Annotated in this window: 23 protein-coding genes; 18 read left to right on the top strand and 5 right to left on the bottom strand. The window is 62.0% G+C overall.

Annotated features, from left to right (window positions below):
* Nucleotides 1–56: 56 nt before the first annotated feature.
* A complete protein-coding gene (locus IB248_RS07700; RefSeq protein ID WP_192240711.1) occupies nucleotides 57–470 on the bottom strand; it encodes a helix-turn-helix domain-containing protein in 414 nt (137 codons plus the stop codon).
* A gap of 86 nt (nucleotides 471–556) precedes the next feature.
* Between IB248_RS07700 and IB248_RS07695 the strand changes: the two genes are divergently transcribed.
* Nucleotides 557–1,423, top strand: a complete 867-nt coding sequence (locus IB248_RS07695; protein ID WP_192240648.1) for an oxidoreductase — start codon at nucleotides 557–559, stop codon at nucleotides 1,421–1,423.
* A 59-nt stretch (nucleotides 1,424–1,482) separates the two neighbouring features.
* Here IB248_RS07695 and phnF read toward each other — a convergent pair whose 3' ends face one another.
* Nucleotides 1,483–2,214, bottom strand: a complete 732-nt coding sequence (gene phnF, locus IB248_RS07690; RefSeq protein WP_192240647.1) for a phosphonate metabolism transcriptional regulator PhnF — start codon at nucleotides 2,212–2,214, stop codon at nucleotides 1,483–1,485.
* Between the two features lie 98 nt (nucleotides 2,215–2,312).
* Between phnF and phnG the strand changes: the two genes are divergently transcribed.
* The 9 genes from phnG to IB248_RS07645 all read left to right on the top strand — a co-directional run bounded on the left by phnG (nucleotide 2,313) and on the right by IB248_RS07645 (nucleotide 8,922).
* The gene (gene phnG / locus IB248_RS07685) at nucleotides 2,313–2,780 is read left to right on the top strand and encodes a phosphonate C-P lyase system protein PhnG (RefSeq protein ID WP_025658588.1); all 468 of its coding nucleotides are present in this window, start codon (nucleotides 2,313–2,315) and stop codon (nucleotides 2,778–2,780) included.
* A complete protein-coding gene (phnH, locus tag IB248_RS07680; protein ID WP_192240646.1) occupies nucleotides 2,780–3,403 on the top strand; it encodes a phosphonate C-P lyase system protein PhnH in 624 nt (207 codons plus the stop codon). The genes phnG and phnH overlap by 1 nt, the downstream gene beginning before the upstream one ends.
* Before the next feature lie 3 nt (nucleotides 3,404–3,406).
* A complete protein-coding gene (locus tag IB248_RS07675; protein WP_018855267.1) occupies nucleotides 3,407–4,516 on the top strand; it encodes a carbon-phosphorus lyase complex subunit PhnI in 1,110 nt (369 codons plus the stop codon).
* Complete coding sequence (locus IB248_RS07670; protein ID WP_192240645.1) at nucleotides 4,513–5,394, top strand: alpha-D-ribose 1-methylphosphonate 5-phosphate C-P-lyase PhnJ; 882 nt, start codon at nucleotides 4,513–4,515, stop codon at nucleotides 5,392–5,394. Before IB248_RS07675 ends, IB248_RS07670 begins: the two co-directional genes overlap by 4 nt.
* Nucleotides 5,391–6,167: a phosphonate C-P lyase system protein PhnK gene (gene phnK / locus IB248_RS07665; RefSeq protein ID WP_192240644.1), complete on the top strand. Its 777-nt coding sequence runs from the start codon at nucleotides 5,391–5,393 to the stop codon at nucleotides 6,165–6,167. The genes IB248_RS07670 and phnK overlap by 4 nt, the downstream gene beginning before the upstream one ends.
* A 64-nt stretch (nucleotides 6,168–6,231) precedes the next feature.
* Nucleotides 6,232–6,942, top strand: coding sequence for a phosphonate C-P lyase system protein PhnL (gene phnL / locus IB248_RS07660; protein ID WP_018855264.1), 711 nt, complete (start codon nucleotides 6,232–6,234; stop codon nucleotides 6,940–6,942).
* Complete coding sequence (locus tag IB248_RS07655; protein WP_192240643.1) at nucleotides 6,939–7,556, top strand: acetyltransferase; 618 nt, start codon at nucleotides 6,939–6,941, stop codon at nucleotides 7,554–7,556. The genes phnL and IB248_RS07655 overlap by 4 nt, the downstream gene beginning before the upstream one ends.
* A 355-nt stretch (nucleotides 7,557–7,911) precedes the next feature.
* Nucleotides 7,912–8,313 (top strand): hypothetical protein, encoded by a 402-nt coding sequence (locus IB248_RS07650; RefSeq protein ID WP_018116731.1) that lies wholly within the window; start codon nucleotides 7,912–7,914, stop codon nucleotides 8,311–8,313.
* A 78-nt stretch (nucleotides 8,314–8,391) separates the two neighbouring features.
* On the top strand, nucleotides 8,392–8,922 hold the full coding sequence (locus tag IB248_RS07645) for a ribonuclease H (RefSeq protein ID WP_113488949.1): 531 nt from the start codon (nucleotides 8,392–8,394) through the stop codon (nucleotides 8,920–8,922).
* A gap of 153 nt (nucleotides 8,923–9,075) precedes the next feature.
* On the opposite strand, the gene IB248_RS07640 is transcribed toward IB248_RS07645, so the two are convergent.
* Nucleotides 9,076–9,288 carry a hypothetical protein gene (locus tag IB248_RS07640; RefSeq protein ID WP_016552344.1) on the bottom strand — a complete coding sequence of 71 codons (213 nt, stop codon included), beginning with the start codon at nucleotides 9,286–9,288 and terminating at the stop codon, nucleotides 9,076–9,078.
* Between the two features lie 262 nt (nucleotides 9,289–9,550).
* On the opposite strand from IB248_RS07640, the gene phnC reads away from it, so the two are divergent.
* The 8 genes from phnC (at nucleotide 9,551) to IB248_RS07600 (ending at nucleotide 16,881) form a co-directional block, all read left to right on the top strand.
* Nucleotides 9,551–10,396, top strand: coding sequence for a phosphonate ABC transporter ATP-binding protein (phnC, locus tag IB248_RS07635; RefSeq protein WP_192240710.1), 846 nt, complete (start codon nucleotides 9,551–9,553; stop codon nucleotides 10,394–10,396).
* A gap of 88 nt (nucleotides 10,397–10,484) precedes the next feature.
* The gene (gene phnD, locus IB248_RS07630; RefSeq protein ID WP_018855261.1) at nucleotides 10,485–11,390 is read left to right on the top strand and encodes a phosphonate ABC transporter substrate-binding protein; all 906 of its coding nucleotides are present in this window, start codon (nucleotides 10,485–10,487) and stop codon (nucleotides 11,388–11,390) included.
* A 70-nt stretch (nucleotides 11,391–11,460) separates the two neighbouring features.
* On the top strand, nucleotides 11,461–12,432 hold the full coding sequence (phnE, locus tag IB248_RS07625; RefSeq protein ID WP_192240642.1) for a phosphonate ABC transporter, permease protein PhnE: 972 nt from the start codon (nucleotides 11,461–11,463) through the stop codon (nucleotides 12,430–12,432).
* A gap of 8 nt (nucleotides 12,433–12,440) precedes the next feature.
* Entirely contained in the window at nucleotides 12,441–13,781 is a 1,341-nt protein-coding gene (gene phnE, locus IB248_RS07620) for a phosphonate ABC transporter, permease protein PhnE (RefSeq protein WP_192240641.1), read from the top strand.
* Between the two features lie 131 nt (nucleotides 13,782–13,912).
* The gene (locus tag IB248_RS07615) at nucleotides 13,913–14,608 is read left to right on the top strand and encodes a DUF1045 domain-containing protein (RefSeq protein ID WP_192240640.1); all 696 of its coding nucleotides are present in this window, start codon (nucleotides 13,913–13,915) and stop codon (nucleotides 14,606–14,608) included.
* A 13-nt stretch (nucleotides 14,609–14,621) separates the two neighbouring features.
* Entirely contained in the window at nucleotides 14,622–15,761 is a 1,140-nt protein-coding gene (locus IB248_RS07610; RefSeq protein WP_192240639.1) for an alpha-D-ribose 1-methylphosphonate 5-triphosphate diphosphatase, read from the top strand.
* The gene (gene phnN, locus IB248_RS07605; RefSeq protein WP_192240638.1) at nucleotides 15,758–16,357 is read left to right on the top strand and encodes a phosphonate metabolism protein/1,5-bisphosphokinase (PRPP-forming) PhnN; all 600 of its coding nucleotides are present in this window, start codon (nucleotides 15,758–15,760) and stop codon (nucleotides 16,355–16,357) included. Before IB248_RS07610 ends, phnN begins: the two co-directional genes overlap by 4 nt.
* A gap of 14 nt (nucleotides 16,358–16,371) precedes the next feature.
* Complete coding sequence (locus IB248_RS07600; protein WP_018855255.1) at nucleotides 16,372–16,881, top strand: GrpB family protein; 510 nt, start codon at nucleotides 16,372–16,374, stop codon at nucleotides 16,879–16,881.
* Between the two features lie 434 nt (nucleotides 16,882–17,315).
* Here the strand turns inward: IB248_RS07600 and IB248_RS07595 are convergent, their stop codons facing one another.
* Nucleotides 17,316–19,664 (bottom strand): DNA translocase FtsK, encoded by a 2,349-nt coding sequence (locus IB248_RS07595; RefSeq protein WP_192240637.1) that lies wholly within the window; start codon nucleotides 19,662–19,664, stop codon nucleotides 17,316–17,318.
* Between the two features lie 172 nt (nucleotides 19,665–19,836).
* Nucleotides 19,837–22,836 (bottom strand): DNA polymerase I, encoded by a 3,000-nt coding sequence (gene polA, locus IB248_RS07590; protein ID WP_192240636.1) that lies wholly within the window; start codon nucleotides 22,834–22,836, stop codon nucleotides 19,837–19,839.
* Nucleotides 22,837–22,924: the final 88 nt, after the last annotated feature.

Here is a 22,924-nt window from a genome sequence, read left to right as displayed (position 1 = left end):
CGCCGCGCATCTGTTGTTGCTGCGCGGCGCTTTTCCAACTTGTTGGCACCGGCTTTTTAGCCTTCTGACGTGCTTTCCGCCTGAGGCGCCTTCTTCCGGGCAGCCTCGAAATCCGGTAGACGATTGGCGATCCACTGCCAGAGCGTCACCACCTCCGCCAGAAGCTCACCGCCAAGCGGCGTCAATTCGTATTCCACGCGTGGCGGCACCTGCGGGTAGAGCGTCCGCGTCACTAGGCCGTCGCTCTCAAGCGTCCGCAGCGTCTGCGTCAGCACCTTCTGGCTGATCCCTTCCACCCGTTCCAGAACGCGCGAAAAGCGCAAGGGGCCTTTTGCCTCAGCCAATATGTGCATGACGCGCAGCGGCCATTTGGCACTGGCGCGCTCCAGCATCGCGCGCGCAAGCGCGTCCTCCTCGTCCGTCAGCGTTTCACAGAAGTCGAATGTATGATCGTTCAGGACGGTTACCATAAGGTATGTATAGATCCTCAGGGTACCTTCTTTCAAGATGAAACTGCCTCGCCTATATCCCTCGTGACGGATCAAGGAGGTTTCTGATGTCACAGGTTTGGTTGATTACAGGCAGTTCCCGCGGCCTCGGCAGGGCGCTTGCGGAGGCGGTGCTGGCGGCAGGGCACAAGCTGGTCGCGACAGCGCGCGATCCTTCGCAGCTTGAAGACATTAAAGAGCGCTATGGGGACAACGTCCTGACGATATCTTTGGATGTCACCGACGAACAATCGGCTGCTTCCGCCGTGAAGGCGGCGGTAGAAACGTTCGGCCGCCTCGACGTGCTCGTCAACAATGCGGGCTACGGCGACGTCGGATCGATCGAGGACACCAGCCTTGCCGATTTCCGCGCCCAGATCGAAACCAACCTGTTCGGAACGATCATCGTCACCAAGGCGGCCCTGCCGCTGATGCGTGAGCAGGGCTTCGGCCACATCATCCAGTTTTCTTCCGTCGGCGGCCGCATCGGCCCCGCCGGTCGCGCGCCCTATGCCGCGGCCAAGTGGGGCGTCGAGGGTTTCTCGGAAGTTCTCAGCAGAGAGGTTGGCCCGCTCGGCGTCAAGGTAACGATCATCGAGCCGGGCGGCTTCCGGACCGATTTCGCCGGTGCGTCCACGCAACTTCGCGAGGGTCGCCCGGAATACGAAGACACGGTCGGCAAGATGGCTCGCTACCAGCGCGACTATAACGGCAAGCAGCCGGGCGACCCGGCGAAGGCGGCTGCTGCTGTGGTCTACATCGCCAGCCTCGCCGAACCGCCGCTGCGCTTACTGCTCGGCAGCGATGCGGTGCGCGGCGTCGAACAGAACGATGCCGTCAGGGCGGAGGCCCATCGGCAATGGCGCGACCTCAGCGTCTCCACCGATTTCGAACCCGGGGCGGGTGCGGGAAAGTTCCCTTGGGAGGGAAACTAGCCTTTTCGCTCGCGGGCTATGGCAGAAATCCCTGGGTCCCCGACACGACTCGCCTTCGCTTAGTTCTCGATCGTGAACTGCACGCGATCCGCTGAAAACCGCGTGATCGCGTATTGCACCGGAACGCCCTCGAGATCGGTGTTGACAGCCTTGGTGATGAGCACGATCGCTCCCGGTGTCAGTTCGAGCGCGGCAAGGTCGGCGTCATCGGCATGGGCGGCGGTGATCTCCGTCGTCGCGCGGACATAGTCGGAGAGGCCGAGGTCGGCAAAGGCGCGGGTGATCGATTCCGTCTTCTCGTAGACTGCGGGCAAGCCCGCAAAGCGTTCCGCCGGAAACCAAGTCGTTGCGCACGAGACCGGCCGGTCGTCGGCCTTGCGCACCGTCTCCATGCGGATCACGGGCGCCCCCGCCCGCAGCTTCAGCCAGCGCGCCACCTCTTCGTCCGCTCTTTCCTCTCTGTGACTGAGCAGCAGCCCGCGCATCGCGCGCGCCTGCTCGCCGATCCCGGCCGTGAACCGCGTCCGCCTGGTGATCGGAAAGTTCAGACGCTCCTTGCGCTCAATCAGCGTGCCGCGTCCCTGCACGGCGCGCACGATCCCTTCCTGGGCAAGGGCTGCGATCGCGCTTCTGACCGTATGCCTGTTGACGCCGAACTGCTGCGCCAGAAGCGTCTCGGCCGGCACCATGCCGGTCTCGTCATAGGCACCGGCGCTGATCGCCTGGCGGATACGATCGGCGATCTGCCGCCAGAGCGCCACGCCCGTCTGTCTTTGTACCTGCCCAGCCATTTCGCTCCTCGATGTCACACGCTTGTCACGTCCGCGTTTTAAGCCTAAACATATCTTGTATAGTTGTCTATATCAATAGACATTTAAAGGATGTGGCGATGACCTTAGCGGAAAAGAATGAGACGGCGGCAGGTGGGCGCAAGCGCGTCGTCGACCTGCTTGCTCGCGCGGAACGGCAGGAATTGCTGGCGGCATGGGACAAGCTGGCGGAAAAGCCTGCGGTCCAGCCGGTGCGTGGACCGGAAACGGGCCTCGTCATGATTCGCGGCCGGATGGGTGGCGGCGGTGCGCCATTCAACCTCGGCGAGGTAACGGTCACCCGCGCCACCGTGCGCCTCGCATCAGGCACCGTCGGTCACGCCCAGGCGCTCGGCACCGATCGCGAGAAGGCCCGACTTTCAGCCATCTTCGACGCCCTCTGGCAGGAGCCGGTAACGCAGCCGCTTGTCGAGCAGGCGCTTCTTCAGCCGATCGCTTCCCGCGTCGCCGATGCCGATCGCCGCAAGGCCGACGAGACGGCGGCAACGCGCGTCGATTTCTTCACCATGGTTCGCGGAGACGACTGATGAGCCTCAAGACGGAAGTTCCTAAGAATGACGTATTGGCCGGAGGCTTCGCCGAGCCGGTCTTCCACGCCCAGAGCGTGTTCAAGCTGATGATGGATGCGATGGCGCGTCCGGGCACGATCCAGACGGTCGCCCCCGATGCTCTGCCGCCGGCCCCGCTCGGCGTTGCATCAGGCGCGATCGCCCTCACGCTCTGCGACCATGACACGCCCGTCTGGCTGTCGTCAGGGCTGGTAAAATCCGCTGTGCCGCAATGGCTCGGCTTCTATACCGGTGCGCCGGTGACGCCGGAGAAGGCCGAAGCGCGCTTCGCCTTTGTCGAAGCCGGAACACCTCTGTCGTCGTTCGGTCTCTTCGCCGCAGGCACGCAGGAGTATCCGGACCGTTCGACGACCGTTGTCATCGAACTGGCGGATATCGAAGGCGGCCGCAAGCTGGCGCTCATGGGCCCCGGCATCAAGACGGTCACCGACATCGCGCCGCTTGGCCTGCCAGATACCGTCCTCCGCCTCTGGACGGAGAACCGCGCCCTCTTCCCGCGCGGCATCGACATCGTGCTGACCTCGGGCAGCCGGTTCGTCTGCCTGCCGCGCACCACCAAGATCACCGCGACGGAGATGTGACCCATGTATGTTGCTGTCAAAGGGGGCGAGGCCGCCATTGCCAACGCCCATCGCCTGCTGGCGGATCGCCGTCGCGGCGACCGTTCGTTGCCGGCTATCGGTATCGACCAGATCGTGGCGCAGCTGGCGCTGGCCGTCGACCGTGTCATGGCCGAAGCCTCGCTCTACGATCGCACGCTTGCAGCGCTTGCCGTCCGCCAGTCGCGCGGCGACATGATCGAAGCGATCTTCCTGCTTCGCGCCTATCGCACGACGCTACCGCGCTTCGGCTATAGCAAGCCTGTTGACACCGCCCGCATGAAGATCGAGCGTCGCGTCTCCGCCACCTACAAGGATCTGCCCGGCGGCCAGCTGCTCGGCCCGACCTTCGACTACACGCATCGCCTTCTCGACCCTTCGCTACTGACCGACGAAGCCGTCGAAGAACCGACGCTTCGCGAGGCAGAAACCGGCCGCGTCATGCGCGTTTCGGAAATCCTGGCGCAGGAAGGCCTGATCGAGGGCGATGGCGAAATGCCCGAGGATCACGAGATCGGCGACCTGACCCGCGAGCCGATGGAATTCCCGATGACGCGCGATCTGCGCCTTCAGGCGCTCGCCCGTGGCGACGAAGGTTTCCTGCTGGCGCTCGGTTATTCCACGCAGCGCGGTTACGGCCGCAACCATCCGTTCACCGGCGAGATCCGCATCGGTGAGGTCGACGTCGAATTCGACGTTCCCGAACTCGGCTTCGCCGTCTCGCTCGGCACCATCCAGGTGACGGAGTGCCAGATGGTTAACCAGTTCAAGGGTTCGTCCAAGGCGCCGCCGCAGTTTACCCGCGGCTATGGCCTGGTCTTCGGCCAGAGCGAGCGCAAGGCGATGTCCATGTCGCTCGTCGATCGTGCGCTGCGCGCCGAAGAACTCGGCGAGGACATCACGGCTCCGGCACAGGACGAGGAATTCGTCATCTCGCATGCCGACAATGTGCAGTCGACCGGCTTCGTCGAACACCTGAAGTTGCCCCACTACGTCGACTTCCAGGCGGAACTCGATTTGGTTCGCCGCATGCGCAACGAATTCGAAGCCAACCGCATCGGCGGCGATGACACGATCAAGGAGGCTGCGGAATGACCGATCTAGCCAGCTACAATTTCGCTTACCTCGACGAACAGACGAAGCGCATGATCCGCCGCGCGATCTTGAAGGCGATCGCCATCCCCGGCTACCAGGTACCCTTCGCCTCGCGCGAAATGCCAATGCCGTACGGCTGGGGCACCGGCGGCGTGCAGGTCACGGCCTCGATCGTCGGGCCGGATGACGTGCTGAAGGTCATCGACCAGGGCGCCGACGATACGACCAACGCCGTCTCGATCCGCGCCTTCTTCCAGAAGGTCGCAAGCGTCGCAGTGACGACGCATACCAAGGATGCAACGATCATCCAGACCCGCCACCGTATCCCGGAAGAAAAGCTCGCCTCCAACCAGGTGCTGGTCTACCAGGTTCCGATCCCGGAACCGCTGCGCTTCCTCGAGCCGCGCGAGACCGAAACCCGCAAGATGCACGCGCTTGAGGAATACGGTCTCATGCATGTGAAGCTCTATGAGGACATCGCGCATAACGGCCGCATCTCCAAGACCTATGCCTATCCGGTCAAGGTCGCCGGCCGCTACGTCATGGACCCGTCGCCGACGCCGAAGTTCGACAATCCGAAAATGCACATGTCGGACGCGCTGCAGCTCTTCGGGGCAGGGCGCGAGAAGCGCATCTATGCCGTTCCGCCCTATACCGAAGTCGTCAGCCTCGATTTCGACGACTATCCCTTCGAGATCCAGCGCTTCGGCAAGCCCTGTGCGCTCTGCGGCGCGGAAGAGGTCTATCTCGACGAGGTCATCCTCGATGACAAGGGCGGGCGCATGTTCGTCTGCTCCGACACTGACCATTGCGAAGATCGCCGCGCCCATGGGCATGCCGGCGAGATGTTGGCACCCAATCAGGAGGCCGCCGAATGAGCGACACCCCGCTTCTCAAAGTCAACGACGTCTCGAAGTTCTACGGCAACCGTATCGGCTGCCGGAAGGTCTCCTTCGAACTCTGGCCCGGCGAAGTGCTCGCCATCGTCGGTGAATCCGGCTCAGGCAAGACGACGCTGCTCAATTGCATCTCGACGCGGTTGATGCCGACCGCCGGCAGCGTCGAATACCACATGCGCGACGGCGCCTATCGCGACCTCTACCGCATGAACGAGGCCGAGCGCCGCTTCCTGATGCGCACGGACTGGGGTTTCGTGCATCAGAATCCGGCTGACGGTCTGCGCATGACGGTGTCTGCGGGTGCCAATGTCGGCGAACGCCTGATGGCGATCGGCGACCGCCACTACGGCAACATCCGCTCCACAGCTATCGACTGGCTGCAGCGCGTCGAGATCGACGAAGGCCGTATCGATGACCAGCCGCGCGCCTTCTCCGGCGGCATGCGCCAGCGTCTGCAGATCGCCCGCAATCTGGTGACCGGCCCGCGTCTGGTGTTCATGGACGAGCCGACCGGCGGCCTCGACGTGTCGGTGCAGGCACGCTTGCTCGATCTCGTGCGTGGTCTCGTCAACGATCTAGGCCTTGCCGCGATCATCGTCACCCACGACCTCGCCGTCGCGCGCCTGCTGTCGCACCGCATGATCGTGATGAAGGATGGCCATGTCATCGAGCATGGGCTGACCGATCGCGTCCTCGACGATCCGCGCGAGCCATACACGCAGCTCCTCGTTTCCTCCATCCTGCAGGTCTGATCGCGAATGCTGTTCGGACTCCGGCTACAGGTGTCCGTGGCAAGCGAAACTAAGGAAAGAAATCATGGCAACGCCACTCGTTGTTTCTGAAGTCGTCAAGAGCTTCACCATGCACCTGCGCGACGGCATCAAGCTGCCGGTCGTTTCGGACGTATCCTTTTCCGTGGCATCCGGGGAATGCGTGGTCCTCGGCGGCCCTTCGGGCATCGGCAAGAGCTCGCTCCTGAAGATGACCTATGGCAACTATGCCGTCGATAGCGGCCAGATCCTCATCAAGCATCATGACAAGATCGTCGATCTGGCGACCGCTGACCCGCGCACGATCATCGACGTTCGTCGCCACACACTCGGCTATGTCAGCCAGTTCCTGCGCACCGTGCCGCGTGTCGCGGCGATTGACGTTGTTGCCGAGCCGCTGGTCGCCCGCGGCGAGAAGGCGGAAACGGCGCGGGAGAAGGCGGCAAACCTTCTCTCGAAGCTGAACCTGCCGGAAGCGCTCTGGCAGCTCCCGCCCGCCACTTTCTCCGGCGGCGAGCAGCAGCGCGTCAACATCGCCCGCGGCTTCATCACCGAGCATACCGTCCTGCTCCTCGACGAGCCGACGGCCTCGCTCGACGCCAGGAACCGCGCCGTCGTCGTCGGCATGATCGAGGAAAAGAAGAAGGCGGGCGTCGCCCTTCTCGGCATCTTCCACGATGAGGAAGTGCGCGAGGCCGTCGCCGACCGCATTATCGACGTTCAGAAGTTCTCGCCGCGAAAGGCAATCGCCGCATGAGCCGCAGGATTGGCCTCGAGCCCTATTTCCATGAAACGGCATCCGTAAAGAACGCCACCTTCGGCCGCTTCACGGAGGTCTCGGAGCGTTGCCGCATCGAGGAAGTCGAGTTCGGCGACTATTCCTATGTCATGCAGGACGGCGCCATCTGGTGCGCGACGATCGGCAAGTTCGTCAACATCGCCGCCTCGGTGCGCATCAACGCCACCAACCACCCGACCTGGCGCGCAACGCTGCACCACTTCACCTATCGCGCCGCCGACTATTGGCCGGATGCCGATATGGAGACCGATTTCTTCGAATGGCGTCGCTCCAACCGCGTCGTCATCGGGCATGACGTCTGGATCGGCCACGGTGTGACCATCCTGCCCGCTGTTACGGTCGGCAATGGCGCGGTCATCGGCGCCGGTGCCGTCGTCTCCAAGGATGTTGCCCCTTACACCATCGTCGGCGGCGTCCCCGCCAAGCTGATCCGCGAACGCTTCCCGAAGGAGGTCGGCGAACGGATGGACAAGCTCGCCTGGTGGGATTGGGAGCACGACCGCCTGCGGGTCGCGCTGGCCGATTTCCGCGCGCTGAGCGCCGAAGATTTCCTCGCCCGCTACGAAGCATGAACGGGCCCCCCAGACTGGGGCGCTCATTCTGCCCGGAGCTTGACCGGCCCAAAATCGGCCGGCCGACCGCCGTTGCTCGCGGCACGCCTGGGTGCCTAAAACTTGCAGCCGACGAAGCATCGGCTCACCCCATTGTCACAATAGTCGCGCCTGTCTCTGCTAAGAAAGAACAGGAGACGACCCCTGTTTGCCGCAAGGATAACCACGCGTCTTGGGCGTGGATGAGCTTGCGTGAATGCCAATTCCTGTAAGAATCGGAAACACATTGTGACTAAGTATTTACAAAAGCTACCCTTTTCCGACTTGTCTCGTAAACCTACTTCATGGATATTAGACTGATCTTGAGGAAGTCATCATGATCAGAATGATTGAAGATCCGGCGGAATTGGCCGGCGAAGATATCACTGGTAAGTATATTCTGCGCAAGCTCAACTATCATTGGTTCGCCTACGGCAAGGCTGCGATCGTGACCGCCTGCAAGGGCACGATCCTGGAGCTTGATCGTGAGGAAACGGTCTATTCCGAGCATTGGGGCCGCCGCGCCTACACGGGAACCGGCAAGCGCTATCCGGGTGGTATCTGTCCGATATCGGCGGTCGCCTGCGTCTGCGATACGCCGGACGACGTAAATGCCGTCATCCAGCTCGATGTTGACGCGCAGGACGAGTTCTACCGGTTGATCGCCAAGACGGAAGCCAAGGTTCGCGCCCTTGCGTCTTCGTCAGAGAACACGGTGTTTCTGGCGGCTGCCGAATAGGTCTGGCGTTCCTGGTGGTTCGGTATAAGACCGAGCCTCCCGCGATCCGTCCTCGCGGATGGATGTCACAAGGCGCAAATGACCGACAACACCGACACTATTCTCCTTGCTGAAAATATTGGCTCCAGGCACGATCTCCACGTCTTCGCCGACGGTTGTTACGAACCCGATTCAGGGGAGGGCGGCTGGGCATTTGTGGTCTTTCGCGACGATGCCGAAGTCGCCTCCGGTTTTGGCTGTGTCAGGGACACCGCCAGCAATGCGACCGAACTGATCGCGCTGCTCGAAGCGGTGGCGTGGATCAACAGCAATGCAGCGGGGGAAACAGCCGTCGTCTGGTCCGACTCCGTTTACGCCGTCAAAGGCTGCAATCACTGGCGCCACATCTGGAAGAACAACGGCTGGAAGAAGATAAGCGCCAACGCGAAGGTCCGAAGCCGCACCATCGCAAATCCGGATTTTTGGAAGGCGATAGACGCTCAACTCTCGCGCAATCGCCTGCTGACGATCGCCTGGTGCAAGGGCCATTCGGGCCTTGCCGGCAACGAGCGCGCGGATGAACTCGCCGAGCGCGGCCGCCTGTCACGGCGTGGCAAGGGTATCCGATGAAAGTTGACCCAAGTCGGCCCGCGCGCGGAAGTGCAGGTTTCCGATAGGCGCCGCCGGCACGGATATCGCTCGCAGCTGTCCGAAACGCCTTGAGGCCAGGTGGCTGCACGCGCCGCCGTCGCCGTTGCCGCAATCAACTCTTGGCTTCGGCCCTCACGCCCATGGGTTCTTCGCCAGCTGCCATTCACCGGTCTCGTCAGGTTCGACGCGCTTGTTGCCGCGGTAGAAGATCGGCAGTCCGGTCTTCTTGTCCATGGAAAAGCGGCTGGGCGTGAACTTCTCGTCCTCGTGTCCGCGGATGGCGAGAGCGAGGGCCTCTTTGAACTTCCCGTCTTTGCACAGGCTTTTGAAGAGTGTCTGGTCCATCGCTTTACTCCACTATCGTCGGGTCCCGGATTGCCTGCCATCGACTGGCGGTCCGGTCAACCGTCAATGGCGACAGGCCGGGGGTTGAAATCGCGAGGCGAGACGCCGACTGGCAGGCTCTTATCTTCAGGCAAACCGGCCGGGCTTCGTTATCCCCCAAAACTCGATTATGACAGTCCTTACATAAAACTGACATTGGAGCTTCATGAACCGGGACTAATGCACTCCCTCATATCGCATCTGGACTATGAGGAAGAGCATGATGTTCGAACTGAAGAATGTCACCCGCCGTTTCGGAAGGAAGACAGCTGTTGATTCCGTGACGCTCGACATTCCTCAGGGCCAGATGGTCGGCATTATCGGCCGTTCCGGCGCCGGTAAGTCCACGCTTCTGCGCATGATCAACCGCCTGCAGGAGCCGACGTCGGGCTCGATCCATTTCGCCGGCGTCGAGGTTTCCAGTCTCCGTGGCCAGGCGCTGCGCAACTGGCAGCGCGATTGCGCGATGATCTTCCAGCAGTTCAATCTCGTTCCGCGTCTCGACGTTCTGACCAACGTCATGCTCGGTCGTCTCAACCATCGTTCGACCACGATGAGCCTGCTCGGTCTTTTTAGCCGCGAAGAGCGCATCCACGCCATCGCTGCCCTTGAGCGTCTCGGCATCGAGCAGACGGCTTTGCAGATGGCCGGCACTCTGTCGGGCGGCCAGCAGCAGCGCGTGGCGATTGCCCGCGCCCTGATGCAGAACCCGAAGATGGTGCTCGCCGACGAGCCGATCGCCTCGCTCGACCCGCTCAATGCGAAGATCGTCATGGACGCGCTGCGCGATATCAACGAGCGCGAAGGCATCACCGTCATCACCAACCTTCATACGCTCGATACGGCCCGCAACTATTGCGAACGCATCGTCGGGATGGCCGCTGGCCGCGTCGTGTTCGATGGCAGGCCTTCCGAATTGACCGCCGATGCCGTCAAGCAGATCTACGGCACCGACAAGGATGGCGCCAGCATCGACGAGACGATGACCTCGACCTCGATCAACATTCCCGCGGCCGTTGCCGCCAATCAATCCGCCGGCTCGCAACCGCTGGCGCTGGCCGGTCTCTGAGAGGGGCGGCCTCGATCGTAAGCCCGCGTTATGGGCACCTTCTTCTAACCAGAGATCGCCGGGGACACCGGTCAATCAGGAGAGTACCATGTTGAAGAAAGCACTCTTTGCCGCGACGGCGCTGTTTGCGCTTGCCGGCGTCTCGCATGCCGCAGACCTCAAGGAATTCCGCGTCGGCATCCTCGGCGGCGAAAACGAAGCCGACCGCCTGCGCAACTACGCTTGCCTGGCTGACCACCTGAAGACCGAGTTCGGCTTCGAGAAGGTTTCGCTCTTCCCGGCTGCTGACTATGACGGCGTTATCCAGGGTCTGCTCGGCGGCACGCTCGACTTCGCGGAGCTCGGCGCTTCCGGCTACGCCGCCATCGCCATCAAGGACGACAAGGCCGTTACCCCGATCCTGACGACGGTTCAGAAGGACGGCTCGACGGGCTACCACTCGATCGGTCTCGCCCTGAAGTCCTCCGGCATCAAGGACATCAAGGACGCAAAGGGCAAGAAGCTCGGCTACGCCGATCCGGACTCCACCTCGGGCTACCTGATCCCGCTGACGCAGATCCCGAAGGACACTGGCATGCCGAACGACCAGTACTTCGCGTCCACGCAGTTCAACGGCGGCCACGAGAACAACCTTCTCGCCGCTTACGACGGCAAGGTCGACATCGCTGTTGATGATTCCTCGGGCATCGGCGATTTCAAGGACGGCTACACCTCCGGCACCTTCCGCAAGGCCGTCGACAAGGGCACCGTAGACCCGAACAAGCTGGTTGAAGTCTGGCGTTCGCCGCTGATCCCGAACGGCCCGCTCGTCGTTCGCAACGAACTCGGCGCTGATTGGCAGGCCAAGCTCACCGACTTCTTCATGAAGCTCCCGGAAAAGGATGCCAAGTGCTTCGCAGCCATCGAAGGCGGCGACTACCAGGGCTACACCAAGGTTCAGGCTGACTTCTACAACGCCATCATCGACGCTCGTAAGGCTGCCATCGGCGGTTGATCAATCCTGACAGTTGGAGGGCGGCCGTCACAAGCCGCCCTTTTTCCTGCGAAGAAAGCGGACACCCTTCATGACTTTTGCCGATCCCAACGCCCAAGCGCCCGCCGTCCAGCAAAGCGCAAGTGAAATCGGTGACGCCTGGAGCAAGATGGTGGCCCGCCGTCGCCTCTATACCGGTCTCGGGCTGGTGGTCCTGCTGGCTGCCTTTGTCGCCTCGGTACGGTTCGCAGACGAAAGCAATGCCGGCCATTTCTTCGAACGCCTGCCGCATCTATTCGATTTTCTGAGCTGGCTCATTCCCAAGGATTGGAATGACGTCTGGCGCGCCCTGTTCGATGTCACAAGCCCGATCCAGAAGACCGGCGAGGAGTACAATTTCGCCGAGGGTCGCGTCTATGTCTGGGGCGATTTCTATATTCCCGAATATTTCCATTTGATGATCATCACGATCAACGTCGCGCTGGTCTCGACTCTCATCGGCTTCATCTTCGCCGTGCCGCTGAGCTTTCTCGTGGCCCGCAATCTGGCACCATCCAATCCGCTGCGCATCGTCGCCAAGCGTCTGACGGAATTCCTGCGTGCCTTCCCCGAGATCGTCATCGCCGGCCTGTTTTCGGCCATCCTATCGATCGGTCCGGTTGCCGCGATCATCGCGGTCAGCCTGCACACTATCGGGGCGCTCGGTAAACTCTTCTATGAGGTCGTCGAAAACATCGACATGAAGCCGGATGAAGGCATGAAAGCCGTCGGTGCCAGCTGGTCGGAGCGCGTCCGCTTCGCCGCGATGCCGCAGGTCATGCCGAACTTCGTCTCCTACGCACTGCTGCGCCTCGAGATCAACGTCCGCGCCTCCACCATCATCGGTGCCGTCGGCGGCGGCGGTATCGGCGAGGAGCTGAAGCTCTCCATCTCGCGTGGATTCGGCGCCAAGACGATGGCGCTCGTTCTCCTGCTTTTCATCACAATCGTTGCGGTCGACCAGTTCTCCGCATGGCTGCGCCGCCGCCTCGTCGGCGAGCACGCCTTCCTTTTGCAGCATTGAGGTCCGCCATGACGGTGATCGACGCCAACCGGATGCACGAGATCGAGCAGCGCTATCCGGAATATTTCAAGCGGTCCTTCAAGCAGCGCTTCGGCGGCCTGATGATCGTGATCGCGACTCTCGTCTATGCGCTTTACGCGACCTGGTTCTTCGACCTGCCGAAGCTGCTTGCCGAAGCTCACTGGGAGCGCGTCGGCCTCTATCTCAGCCAGTGGGTCAGCTATGACGTGCAGCCGGAGTTCCGCATCGGTGATGATGGCATCACGGTCAAGTATCCGCGCTTCTCGCCGCTCGGCGACGATCCGCATCCCGACTGGGTTGTGAACAATCCCGATGGCAGCGTCACAGCCTCCGTCATGGGCACAAGCCGCACAGTCACGATCTCCAGCAAGGAAACGGTTCTCACGGCTCATGGCATCAGCGTGCCGGTGGACGTCTCCAGCGGCGCCCCGAAGGTCGTCGGCCCGGTCCCTGCCTGGATGACGGTCTACGATGACAACGTCCTTGCCGATCTCGGATTTGCCGGCGATGTCAGCATCTCGGTCGATCGCGTGAAAGTCCGCAAGCGCTTCCTCGGTTGGGCGAATTTCGTCTTCGACACGCAGTCGCCGTTCTTCGACAAGCCGGCGACCGAGGTTATCAGCCTGATCGTTTCGGGTCCGGACCTGAAGCCCGGCCAGTCCAACCTGTCGCTTGCCTTCGATAATATCTGGCACAACAGCGCCTGGCAGCACGGCGACGTCTGGACCAAGCTGTTCCAGACCATCGTGATGGCCTTTTTGGGAACGCTGCTCGGCGCGTTGCTTGCTTTCCCGCTGGCCTTTCTGGCTGCGCGCAATATCACCCCGAACAAGGTCCTGAACCAGGTCCTGAAGCGGTTCTTTGATTTCCTGCGCTCGGTCGACATGTTGATCTGGGCGCTCTTTCTGACCCGCGCCTTCGGTCCCGGTCCCTTGGCCGGCTCCGGCGCGATTTTCCTCACGGAAACGGGCACGCTCGGCAAGCTCTATTCCGAGGGTCTGGAAAACGTCGACAACAAGCCGCGCGAAGGCATCAAGTCGACCGGTGCCTCCACCGTGCTCACCCATCGCTATGGCATCATCCCGCAGATCGTCCCGGTCTTCGTCAGCCAGACGCTCTACCAGTGGGAATCGAACGTCCGCGGCGCAACGATCATCGGCGCGGTTGGCGCTGGCGGCATCGGTCTCAAGCTGTGGGAAGCGATGCGCACCAACGCGAACTGGGAAAACGTCGCCTACATGGTGCTGCTGATCCTGATCGTCGTGTTCCTGTTCGACATGGCGTCGAACGCCCTGCGTCACCGTCTGATGGGGACCAAGGCCCACTGAAAAAAGCGCGGGATCGTTCAGGACCATCATCATTCTGTCACGGAAATCTTTTAGCCGGAAGCCAGCTTGCGGTCGTGGTCAAATCACTGAAGACTGCGACCGCACTCCGAGCGATTCCCAGGATACGAGCCTTGCGCTACGCACTCTATTTCACACCGCCGAAGGATGACCCCTTGAACGGCACGGCCGCGCTCTGGCTCGGCCGCGATGCCTTCACCGGTGAAATTTATCCGGCTCCCGATTGTCCGGACCTGCCAGCCGCCGAGCAGTTCGAACTGACAGCCGATCCTCGCCGCTACGCTTTCCACGCGACGATCAAGGCACCGTTCCATCTGGCCGCCTCCGTCACCGAAAAGGACCTGATCCAGGTGGTCGAGGATTTCGCCGCCCGCACGTCCGCCTTCGACATTCCCGAGCTGGTGCTTGGGCAGTTGGGTAAATTCTTTGCGCTGGTGCCCGCTTTTCTGCATCCGCCGCTTCAGGATTTCGCCGCCACGGTGGTAAAATCCTTCGAACCGTTTCGCGCCGCGTTGTCGGATGCGGATATAGCGCGCCGCAACCCGGAGAAACTGAGCGAAAGCCAGAGGGCCAATCTGTTGCGCTGGGGCTATCCCTATGTGATGGATGATTTCGGGTTCCACATGACGCTGACCGGCCAGGTGCCGCAGGAGCGTGCAGGCGTGATGAAGGCCATTCTGGCGGAGCGTTTCGCCGCCTTTATCGGCCGCCCGCTCCCCATTTGCGGCCTTGCCGTTTTCGTCGAGGAGGCGCGGGGCGCGCCGTTCAAAGCCCATTCCTGGTGGCCGCTCGCCGGCGCTAAAAATTGAAAGACCATATTCGATGACCAAAGAAACAGTCTTCTCAAATGCCCGCATCGTTCTCGAGAATGAGATCGTTGAAGGATCGGTCCTCGTCCGCGATGGCAAGATCGCCGATATCTCGACGGGCAGTTCCCGCGTCGGTGAGGATTTCGAAGGCGATTATCTGATCCCGGGTCTCGTCGAACTGCACACCGACCATCTGGAAGGTCACTATTCGCCGCGCCCCGGCCTGCGTTGGCACAAGACGGCGGCAATCCAGGCGCACGACGCACAGATCGTCACCTCAGGCATCACCACGGTTTTCGACTGCCTGCGCATGGGCGCCGACGAGGACGGCGGCTTCGAACATGGCGAGATGCGCGAAATGGCCGATGCGATCCAGAAGGCCGAGCAGGAGGGCCGCCTGCGTGCAGAGCACCTGCTTCACCTGCGCTGCGAGGTCTCCGCCGACAATGTGCTGCAGCACTTCGCCGATTTCGAGAACGATCCCTATGTCCGTCTTGTCTCGCTGATGGACCACGCGCCCGGCCAGCGGCAGTTCCAGACGATGGACCAGTACATCTTCTACTACCAGAAGAAGCGCGGTCTCTCCGATGCGGAGTTCGCCAAGTTCGTTGATCGTCGCGTGTCCGAATCTGACCGCAATTCCACGCCGCACCGCACGGCCATTTCCAAGGTCTGCGCCGAGCGCGGCATCACCGTCGCCAGCCACGACGACGCGACGCTCGCCCATGTCGACGAAGCCATCGAGAACGGCGTACGCCTCGCCGAATTCCCGACCAGCTTCGACGCCGCCAAGGCGTCGCACGAGCATGGCATGAGCGTGCTGATGGGCGCCCCGAACATCGTGCGCGGCAAGTCGCATTCCGGCAATATCGCCGCCCGCGATCTCGCCGAACGCGGCGTGCTCGACGTTCTGTCCTCTGATTACGTCCCGCTCAGCCTGCTCTACGCACCCTTCCTGATTGCCGACGAGGTGGAGTGCATTTCGCTGCCGAAGGCGATCGCCATGGTCACCGCGACGCCAGCTCGCACGGTTAGCCTCAACGACCGCGGCCGCATCGCCACTGGCCTGCGCGCCGATCTCGTCCGCGTTTTCCGTGATCACGGCGTGCCGGTCACCCGTGCTGTTTGGCGTGAAGGGCGCCGTGTCGCATGAACCCGTCGCACGAACCTCACATCGTTCCAGGTACCGAGCACGGCATCATGGTCGTCGTCGTCGGCCCGAGTGGCGCCGGCAAGGACACGCTGATGGCGCTCGCCGCCAAGCACTTTCGGGGTCGTGCTGAGGTGCATTTCGTCCGACGCGTCATTACTCGCCACACCCATGCCGGCGGCGAGCAGCATCTCGCCGTGTCCGACCAGGGCTTTGCGTCGATGGAGCAGGCCGGGAGCTTCGCGGTCTGGTGGGAAGCGCACGGCTTGAAATATGGCATTCCAGCTGAAGTGTCGGTGTCGCTCGCGCAGGGAAATCTGGTCATCGCCAATGGCTCGCGCTCGGCGCTTCACCATTTCAAGGCTGTTTTCCCGCGGCTCAAGGTCATCAATGTGACGGCGACTGCCGAGGTTCTGGCAAGCCGACTCGAGGCGCGCGGTCGCGAGACGCATGAAGACATCATGGCGCGGCTCGCCCGCGGCCCGCTGACGGTGCGTGGCGACTACGACGTGACCGACGTCGATAACAGCGGCTCGCTTGAAGACGGCGAGCGCAGGATCGTGGATGCGCTGAACCGCTTCCTCACCGAAGTGGCTTAGGATCGGGAGGTACGATGGCAATCGTTGTCGTTCCTTACGATCCCGAGTGGCCACGGCTTTTCAACGAGGTCAAAGCAGAGCTGCAGCCGGTGCTATCCGACTTGGCACCGGTGTTTCATCATGTCGGCAGCACATCGGTTCCGGGCCTTGCCGCGAAGCCCAAGATCGATCTGCACGCTGCTTTCCGCAACGAGGATGGGTTGCTGACCGCGATCGAGCGGGTAAAAGGCCTCTCCGTCTACGCGTTTCACGGTGACAAATACAACGACCAGAGCTGGACCTTCACCTGCGGCAAGGGCTCCTATGGCGCGCGGCTCTATCTCTGTTCATCCGATAACCGTGTGCTCCGCGATCGCATCGTTTTCCGCGATTACTTGCGGGCGCATCCCCAGCGGGCGCAAGCATACGCGGCGCTGAAGCTTCGCCTGATGAGCGAGGCGAACGACGATTGGGCCTATTACACAGGCGGCAAGACCGACTTCGTACGCGAGACCTTACGTCTCGCGGCTGGCGAAGTGGACTGATGTCACGGCGCAATTTTGTTGTGCGTGGAAAAAATCGAATGAACTTTCAGTGATTTGGACGAACTGATCTTCCCCGTCGATCCCCGCGCCAACGATCTGGCGCACATTGATGACGTCATTGAACAGGGAGCCGGGTCGCGAGCCGGATCTGACAAAACGGGTTGAAAGTCCAGCGTTCGATGATGTTTGCAGGAGGAGGATCGCAGGCGTCAGGACCGGCGATCAACCGCAACGGAAAGGCCGAGAGACGCTCCTGTCGGCCTGGAAGCGCGGGGACCTCGATGCAATCGGGCAGGCGGTACCGCCTGACAACCCACATAGACCACAACCGCTGCCTGCCCATTCCCAGCCAGGCCAAGCCGTACCGGAGCATTCTCCGGCGCGGACATTACTGCTGGCAGCGGCACCCCTTGTGGGATGCCGCTGCCACTGCGTTATTCGCCTTCGCCGCGTCCAGCGACGATCTCGCGCTTGCCGACATGATTTGCCGGGCCGACGAGACCTTCCTTCTCCATGCGCTCGACGAGCGAAGCCGCACGGTTGTAGCCGATGCCGAGCCGGCGCTGGATGTAGGAGGTCGAGCACTTCTTGTCGCGCATCACGACCTTGACCGCCTGCTGGTAAAGCTCGTCGCCGTCTTCGGAGCCCATGGCGCTCTTGTCGAAGACTGCGCTGTCCTCTTCTTCCCCGTCCTCTTCTTCCTCGTCAGCGGTGACGGTGTCGAGATATTCCGGCCGACCCTGCGTCTTCAGATGCGCGACGACCTTCTCGACTTCGGCATCGGAAACGAACGGTCCGTGCACGCGCGAAATCCGCCCGCCGCCCTGCATGTGCAGCATATCACCCTGGCCGAGCAGTTGTTCCGCGCCCTGTTCGCCAAGAATAGTGCGGCTGTCGATCTTCGACGTCACCTGGAAGGAGATACGGGTCGGGAAGTTCGCCTTGATCGTGCCGGTGATGACGTCGACCGACGGGCGCTGCGTCGCCATGATCAGGTGGATACCGGCAGCACGCGCCATCTGCGCCAGGCGCTGGATCGCCCCTTCGATTTCCTTGCCGGCGACCATCATCAGGTCGGCCATTTCGTCAACGATGACGACGATATAGGGAATCGGCGTCAGGTCCATCTCCTGGCTCTCCTCGATCGGAGCGCCCGTGCTTCTGTCGAAGCCGGTCTGGACCATGACATGGATGGTCTCGCCCTTGTCGCGCGCCTGCGCCACGCGGCTGTTGTAGCCGTCGATGTTGCGCACGCCGAGGCGTGACATCTTGCGATACCGATCCTCCATCTCGCGCACCGCCCACTTCAGCGCCATGACGGCCTTCTTGGGGTCGGTGACGACGGGCGTCAAAAGGTGCGGGATGCCGTCATAGACGGAGAGTTCCAGCATCTTCGGATCGACCATGATCAGGCGGCACTGCTCGGGCGACATCCGGTAAAGCAGCGACAGGATCATGGTGTTGATGGCGACCGACTTACCCGAACCGGTGGTGCCGGCAACGAGCAGGTGGGGCATCTTTGCGAGCTCGGCGATGACGGGTTCGCCGCCGATCGTCTTGCCGAGGCCGAGCGCCAGCTTGTAGCCGCTCTTCTCGAAATCCTGGCTTTCGATCATCTCACGGAAGTAGACGGTCTCGCGCAGCGCGTTCGGCAATTCGATACCGATGACGTTGCGGCCGGGAACCACGGCGACACGCGCCGACAGGGCCGACATCGAGCGGGCAATATCGTCGGCGAGGCCGATGACGCGGGAAGACTTGACGCCCGGTGCCGGCTCGAACTCGTAAAGCGTGACAACAGGGCCGGGGCGGACATGGATGATCTCGCCCTTGATGCCGAAATCCTCGAGAACACTTTCCAGAAGGCCGGCATTCTGCTCCAGCGTCTCCTGCGACATGATCTCGCCGACACGTTCAGGCGGCTCCTGCAGCAGCGAATGCGACGGGAATTCGTAGCCTGAGGGATCGACCCTCGAGGCGACGACCTTCGGTGCGGCAAAACGCGGTGCCGGTGCGAGCGGCTGTGGCGCCAAAGCGCGAACTGGCAGCGGAGCGATAGGCTGCACTTTCGGCTCGACTTGCGCCGCTTCTTCCACGCGGCTGTGTTCGGTCGCGACCGGGTTTTGCGCGGCGCGGCTACGCGTCAAACCGGGAGAAGGCGCGACAGCGGCTGGGGCGACCGGCTGAGGCACCGAAGCTACGGCCATTGCGGGCTGTTGCCGACCAGGCCGCCACTCCATGACGCGGAACCGGCTGATGATCGATTCGGGGCTGACCTCTGCCTTCGGCAGGGAGACCGGCGGCAACAGGATCGGTTCGGCCGCCGCTTCCTCGAAGGCCATGACCTCCCAGAATGCGAAGTCCGAGATGGCAGCCAGTTCCGTGGATGCGCGGACAACGGTGTGAGTCTCGGGCTCGACCGACATCAACGGCAATGCGGTGGCAGTCGGCTGCACCTCGATCGCCGGCGCGATCTCCGCTTCGTAGACTTCGACCGGAGCGTTCGCGACAACAGGTGCCTGCTGTTCCACGCTCGCGCCGATTTCCGCCGCAACGCGTTCCTGCAGCGCAAGCGGCGGCGTGCGAAAGGGCGGCGCCGGTACGCGCTTCGGATTGATCAGATTCTCGGGCGTGCGGGTGAACCGCACATTCGGAGCCAGTGAAAAATTGCTCTGCCAGATTGGTGCCGTAGGCTTCTCGCCTGCGTGTTCCTGCAGCTGTTCACCTTCGACTTCCGCGGAAATCTCCTCGGCCCCTGTCAGATTGGTTCTCGGAAAGCGCATACGACCGCTACTCACTCATGATTAGCAACTAATATCGGCTTTCGAATTAGGAAATGAAGGTTAATAAGTTCCTTCCATCCGCGCGGTCATTCGGCGAAAAACAAAAGGAAAATCATTTTATATCAATGGCTTGGAAGGAAATGAAAATTTTAATGAATTTTCGACGAAGCGCTCAGTGCGCTTCGTCCCAGTTGGTGGCCGAACGCGCGTCGACTCTCAGCGGCACCCGCATTTCGAGCGCCGGCATGGTGGCGTTCTCCATCACCGAAACGATGATCGGCGTCGCCTTGTCGACGTGTGCGTCCTCGACTTCGAAGATCAGTTCGTCGTGCACCTGTAGGAGCATGCGCACGCGGTCGCCAAGCCCTGCTTCGGCCAGCGCCGGCTCCATCTTGATCATGGCCCGGCGAATGATATCGGCGGCTGATCCCTGGATCGGCGCGTTGATCGCGGCGCGCTCGTTGAAGGCGCGAACCGACGGGTTGGACGAGCGAATCTCCGGATAGTTGATTCGCCGCCCGAAGATCGTTTCGACGTAACCCTTGTCACGCGCCATCTGCTTGCGGCTGTCCATGTAGTCGCGGATGCCGGGGAAGCGCTCGAAATACTTCTTGATGTAGTCGCCCGCTTCCGAGCGCTCGATCGAGAGCTGATTGGCAAGGCCGAAGGCTGAGATACCGTAGATGATGCCGAAGTTGATGGCCTTGGCGCGACGTCGCACTTCTGACGGCATGCCCTCGACAGGCACGCCGAACATCTCCGATGCGGTCATCGTATGAATGTCGACGCCGTCGGCGAAGGCCTGCGTCAGCTGCGGAATCTCGGCGACGTGGGCGAGCACGCGCAGCTCGATCTGGCTGTAGTCGGCCGAAATCAGCTTATGGCCCGGCGACGAGATGAAGGCCGTACGGATCTTGCGGCCTTCCGCCGTCCGAACCGGAATGTTTTGCAGGTTTGGTTCCGAGGAGGACAGGCGACCTGTCGTCGTCGAGGCCAGCGAATACGAGGTGTGAACCCGCTTCGTCTGGGGGTGCACGTATCCCGGCAGCGCATCCGTGTAGGTGGACTTGAGCTTAGTCAGCTGGCGCCAGTCGACGATCTTGCGCGGCAGTTCGAAGCCCGCGGCGGCGAGGTCTTCGAGAACGCTTGCCGAGGTCGACCATTGGCCGGTCTTCGTCTTCGTACCACCGGCAAGTCCCATCTTGCCGAACAGGATGTCGCCCAGCTGCTTCGGCGAGCCGATAGTAAAGCGACCGCCTGCAAGCTTGAAAATTTCGTCCTCGAGTGCCGCGGCGCCTTGTGCGAGATCGCCGGACAGGCGCGAGAGGATCTGCCTGTCGACGGTGATGCCGCGTTCTTCCATGTGTGCCAGGACCGGAAGCAAGGGCCGCTCGAGGCGTTCGTAAACCGTGGTCAGCTTCTCGGCGGCAAGGCGCGGTTTCAGCACCAGCCAGAGCCTGAGCGTGATCTCCGCATCCTCGGCGGCGTAGTGCGTCGCGCGATCGATATCGACGAGGTCGAATGTAACGTTCGACTTACCGCTGCCGGCCACGTCCTTGTAGGCGATCGGCGTGTGGCCGAGGAACTTCTCCGACAACGGGTCCATGCCGTGCGCGCCGGTGCCTGCGTCGAGCACGTAGGAGATCAGCATCGTATCGTCGAAGTTTTTGGTTTCGACCCCGTAGCGCTTCATCAGCAGGTAGTCGTATTTGAGGTTCTGGGCGACCTTCAGGATCGACTCGTCTTCCAGCAGTGCCTTCAGCCGGGGCAGGGCATCTCGCATCGGGATCTGGTTGTCCGCAAGCCCGCCGCCGAGCAGATCGCCGACGCCCGTCTTGTGGGCGATCGGGACGTAGGCGGCGCGAATGCTGGTGCCGGTGGCGTTCCTGTCGTTGTCGGCAATCGCCATCGAGAAGCCGACGAGCTCCGCCTGCATCGCATCGAGCGACGTGGTCTCGGTGTCGAAGCCAACCAGTCCGGTTTCTCGCGCATCGGCAATCCATTTGTCGAGCGTCGCGATGTCGCGAATGGTGACATAGCGCGAGTGGTCGAAGGGCAGGGAGGCAAAGGCCTCGGCGCGCGCCTTGGCAAGATCGCCCGGCCGGAAGGTACCCTCGCGACCATTCGCGCCGTTCGCCTTTGCCGGAACGGGCACGGCCTCGCCGGCAACGTCGGGAATGCCGCCGGCAACTGGCTCGGGCTCTGCGGCGTCGAGATCCGGCCCGCGCGCTGCCGCACCCCACTGGACCGGAACATCCACGGCTTCGATCGCGCTGGCATCGCAATCGCAAGCCTCGGCCACGCGCCGCGTCAGCGAGGTAAACTGCATTGCCTTCAAGAAGCCGATCAGCTTCGGTCCGTTCTGCGGCTCAAGGATCAGGTCTTCGACCTTGAGTTCAAGCGGAACATCGGTGCGCAGCTGCACGAGCTCGCGCGACAGGCGGGCCTTGTCGGCATTCTCGATGATCGTCTGCCGGCGCTTCTCCTGCTTGATCTCGGTCGCGCGTTCGAGAAGCGTGTCGAGATCGCCGTAATCGGCAAGCAGTTGCGCCGCCGTCTTCGGGCCGATGCCGGGGATGCCAGGCACGTTGTCGACCGAGTCGCCGGTCATCGCCTGGAGATCGATCATCTTCTCGGGTGGAACGCCCCACTTCTCGATGACATCAGGAATGCCGATCTGCTTGTCCTTCATGCTGTCGTACATGTGGACGTTGGTCGTCACCAGCTGCATCAGATCCTTGTCCGAAGACACGATCGTCACGTCGGCGCCGAGCGCCTCGGCCTGGCGAGCATAGGTTGCAATGATGTCGTCGGCCTCGAAGCCCTCCGTCTCGATGCACGGCAGGTTGAAGGCCCGTGTGGCGTGACGGATGAGACCGAACTGAGGGATGAGTTCGTCGGGCGGTGTCGAGCGGTTCGCCTTGTAGGCGTCGTAGAGATCCTTGCGGAACGTCTTTGCCGAATAGTCGAAGATGACGGCCAGATGCGTCGGGGTCGCGCCAACCGATGTGTCGCGCGCATCGGTCAGGAGTTTCCACAGCATGTTGCAGAAACCCGACACGGCGCCCACCGGCAAACCGTCGGATTTGCGGGTCAAAGGGGGAAGTGCGTGAAAGGCTCGAAAGATAAAACCGGAGCCGTCGATTAGGAAGAGATGATCGCCTTTTTTCATGGCGTCATGGATAGCGCGGCGACCTTGGAAGGTCCATATAAAGTTCCGAGGGTGAAAAGTTTCTGGCTCACCAAAGTGTTACTAATTT

The organism is Rhizobium sp. RHZ01 (assembly GCF_014851595.1).
In the GTDB taxonomy this organism is placed as follows: domain Bacteria; phylum Pseudomonadota; class Alphaproteobacteria; order Rhizobiales; family Rhizobiaceae; genus Rhizobium; species Rhizobium altiplani.
Note: the sequence above shows the minus strand (reverse complement) of the source record. Positions and strands in the feature narration are given on the sequence as shown.

What these genes read in the sequence shown, in the direction of transcription:
- IB248_RS07600 (WP_018855255.1), top strand. Translation starts at nt 16,372, where the DNA reads ATGGCAATCGTTGTCGTTCCTTACGATCCCGAGTGGCCACGGCTTTTC.
- IB248_RS07655 (WP_192240643.1), top strand. Translation starts at nt 6,939, where the DNA reads ATGAGCCGCAGGATTGGCCTCGAGCCCTATTTCCATGAAACGGCATCC.
- IB248_RS07670 (WP_192240645.1), top strand. Translation starts at nt 4,513, where the DNA reads ATGACCGATCTAGCCAGCTACAATTTCGCTTACCTCGACGAACAGACG.
- phnN (WP_192240638.1), top strand. Translation starts at nt 15,758, where the DNA reads ATGAACCCGTCGCACGAACCTCACATCGTTCCAGGTACCGAGCACGGC.
- IB248_RS07645 (WP_113488949.1), top strand. Translation starts at nt 8,392, where the DNA reads ATGACCGACAACACCGACACTATTCTCCTTGCTGAAAATATTGGCTCC.
- IB248_RS07610 (WP_192240639.1), top strand. Translation starts at nt 14,622, where the DNA reads ATGACCAAAGAAACAGTCTTCTCAAATGCCCGCATCGTTCTCGAGAAT.
- phnD (WP_018855261.1), top strand. Translation starts at nt 10,485, where the DNA reads ATGTTGAAGAAAGCACTCTTTGCCGCGACGGCGCTGTTTGCGCTTGCC.
- IB248_RS07595 (WP_192240637.1), bottom strand. Translation starts at nt 19,664, where the DNA reads ATGCGCTTTCCGAGAACCAATCTGACAGGGGCCGAGGAGATTTCCGCG.
- phnH (WP_192240646.1), top strand. Translation starts at nt 2,780, where the DNA reads ATGAGCCTCAAGACGGAAGTTCCTAAGAATGACGTATTGGCCGGAGGC.
- phnE (WP_192240641.1), top strand. Translation starts at nt 12,441, where the DNA reads ATGACGGTGATCGACGCCAACCGGATGCACGAGATCGAGCAGCGCTAT.
- phnF (WP_192240647.1), bottom strand. Translation starts at nt 2,214, where the DNA reads ATGGCTGGGCAGGTACAAAGACAGACGGGCGTGGCGCTCTGGCGGCAG.
- IB248_RS07700 (WP_192240711.1), bottom strand. Translation starts at nt 470, where the DNA reads ATGGTAACCGTCCTGAACGATCATACATTCGACTTCTGTGAAACGCTG.
- IB248_RS07695 (WP_192240648.1), top strand. Translation starts at nt 557, where the DNA reads ATGTCACAGGTTTGGTTGATTACAGGCAGTTCCCGCGGCCTCGGCAGG.
- phnL (WP_018855264.1), top strand. Translation starts at nt 6,232, where the DNA reads ATGGCAACGCCACTCGTTGTTTCTGAAGTCGTCAAGAGCTTCACCATG.
- IB248_RS07650 (WP_018116731.1), top strand. Translation starts at nt 7,912, where the DNA reads ATGATCAGAATGATTGAAGATCCGGCGGAATTGGCCGGCGAAGATATC.
- phnC (WP_192240710.1), top strand. Translation starts at nt 9,551, where the DNA reads ATGTTCGAACTGAAGAATGTCACCCGCCGTTTCGGAAGGAAGACAGCT.
- polA (WP_192240636.1), bottom strand. Translation starts at nt 22,836, where the DNA reads ATGAAAAAAGGCGATCATCTCTTCCTAATCGACGGCTCCGGTTTTATC.
- phnK (WP_192240644.1), top strand. Translation starts at nt 5,391, where the DNA reads ATGAGCGACACCCCGCTTCTCAAAGTCAACGACGTCTCGAAGTTCTAC.
- IB248_RS07675 (WP_018855267.1), top strand. Translation starts at nt 3,407, where the DNA reads ATGTATGTTGCTGTCAAAGGGGGCGAGGCCGCCATTGCCAACGCCCAT.
- phnE (WP_192240642.1), top strand. Translation starts at nt 11,461, where the DNA reads ATGACTTTTGCCGATCCCAACGCCCAAGCGCCCGCCGTCCAGCAAAGC.
- phnG (WP_025658588.1), top strand. Translation starts at nt 2,313, where the DNA reads ATGACCTTAGCGGAAAAGAATGAGACGGCGGCAGGTGGGCGCAAGCGC.
- IB248_RS07640 (WP_016552344.1), bottom strand. Translation starts at nt 9,288, where the DNA reads ATGGACCAGACACTCTTCAAAAGCCTGTGCAAAGACGGGAAGTTCAAA.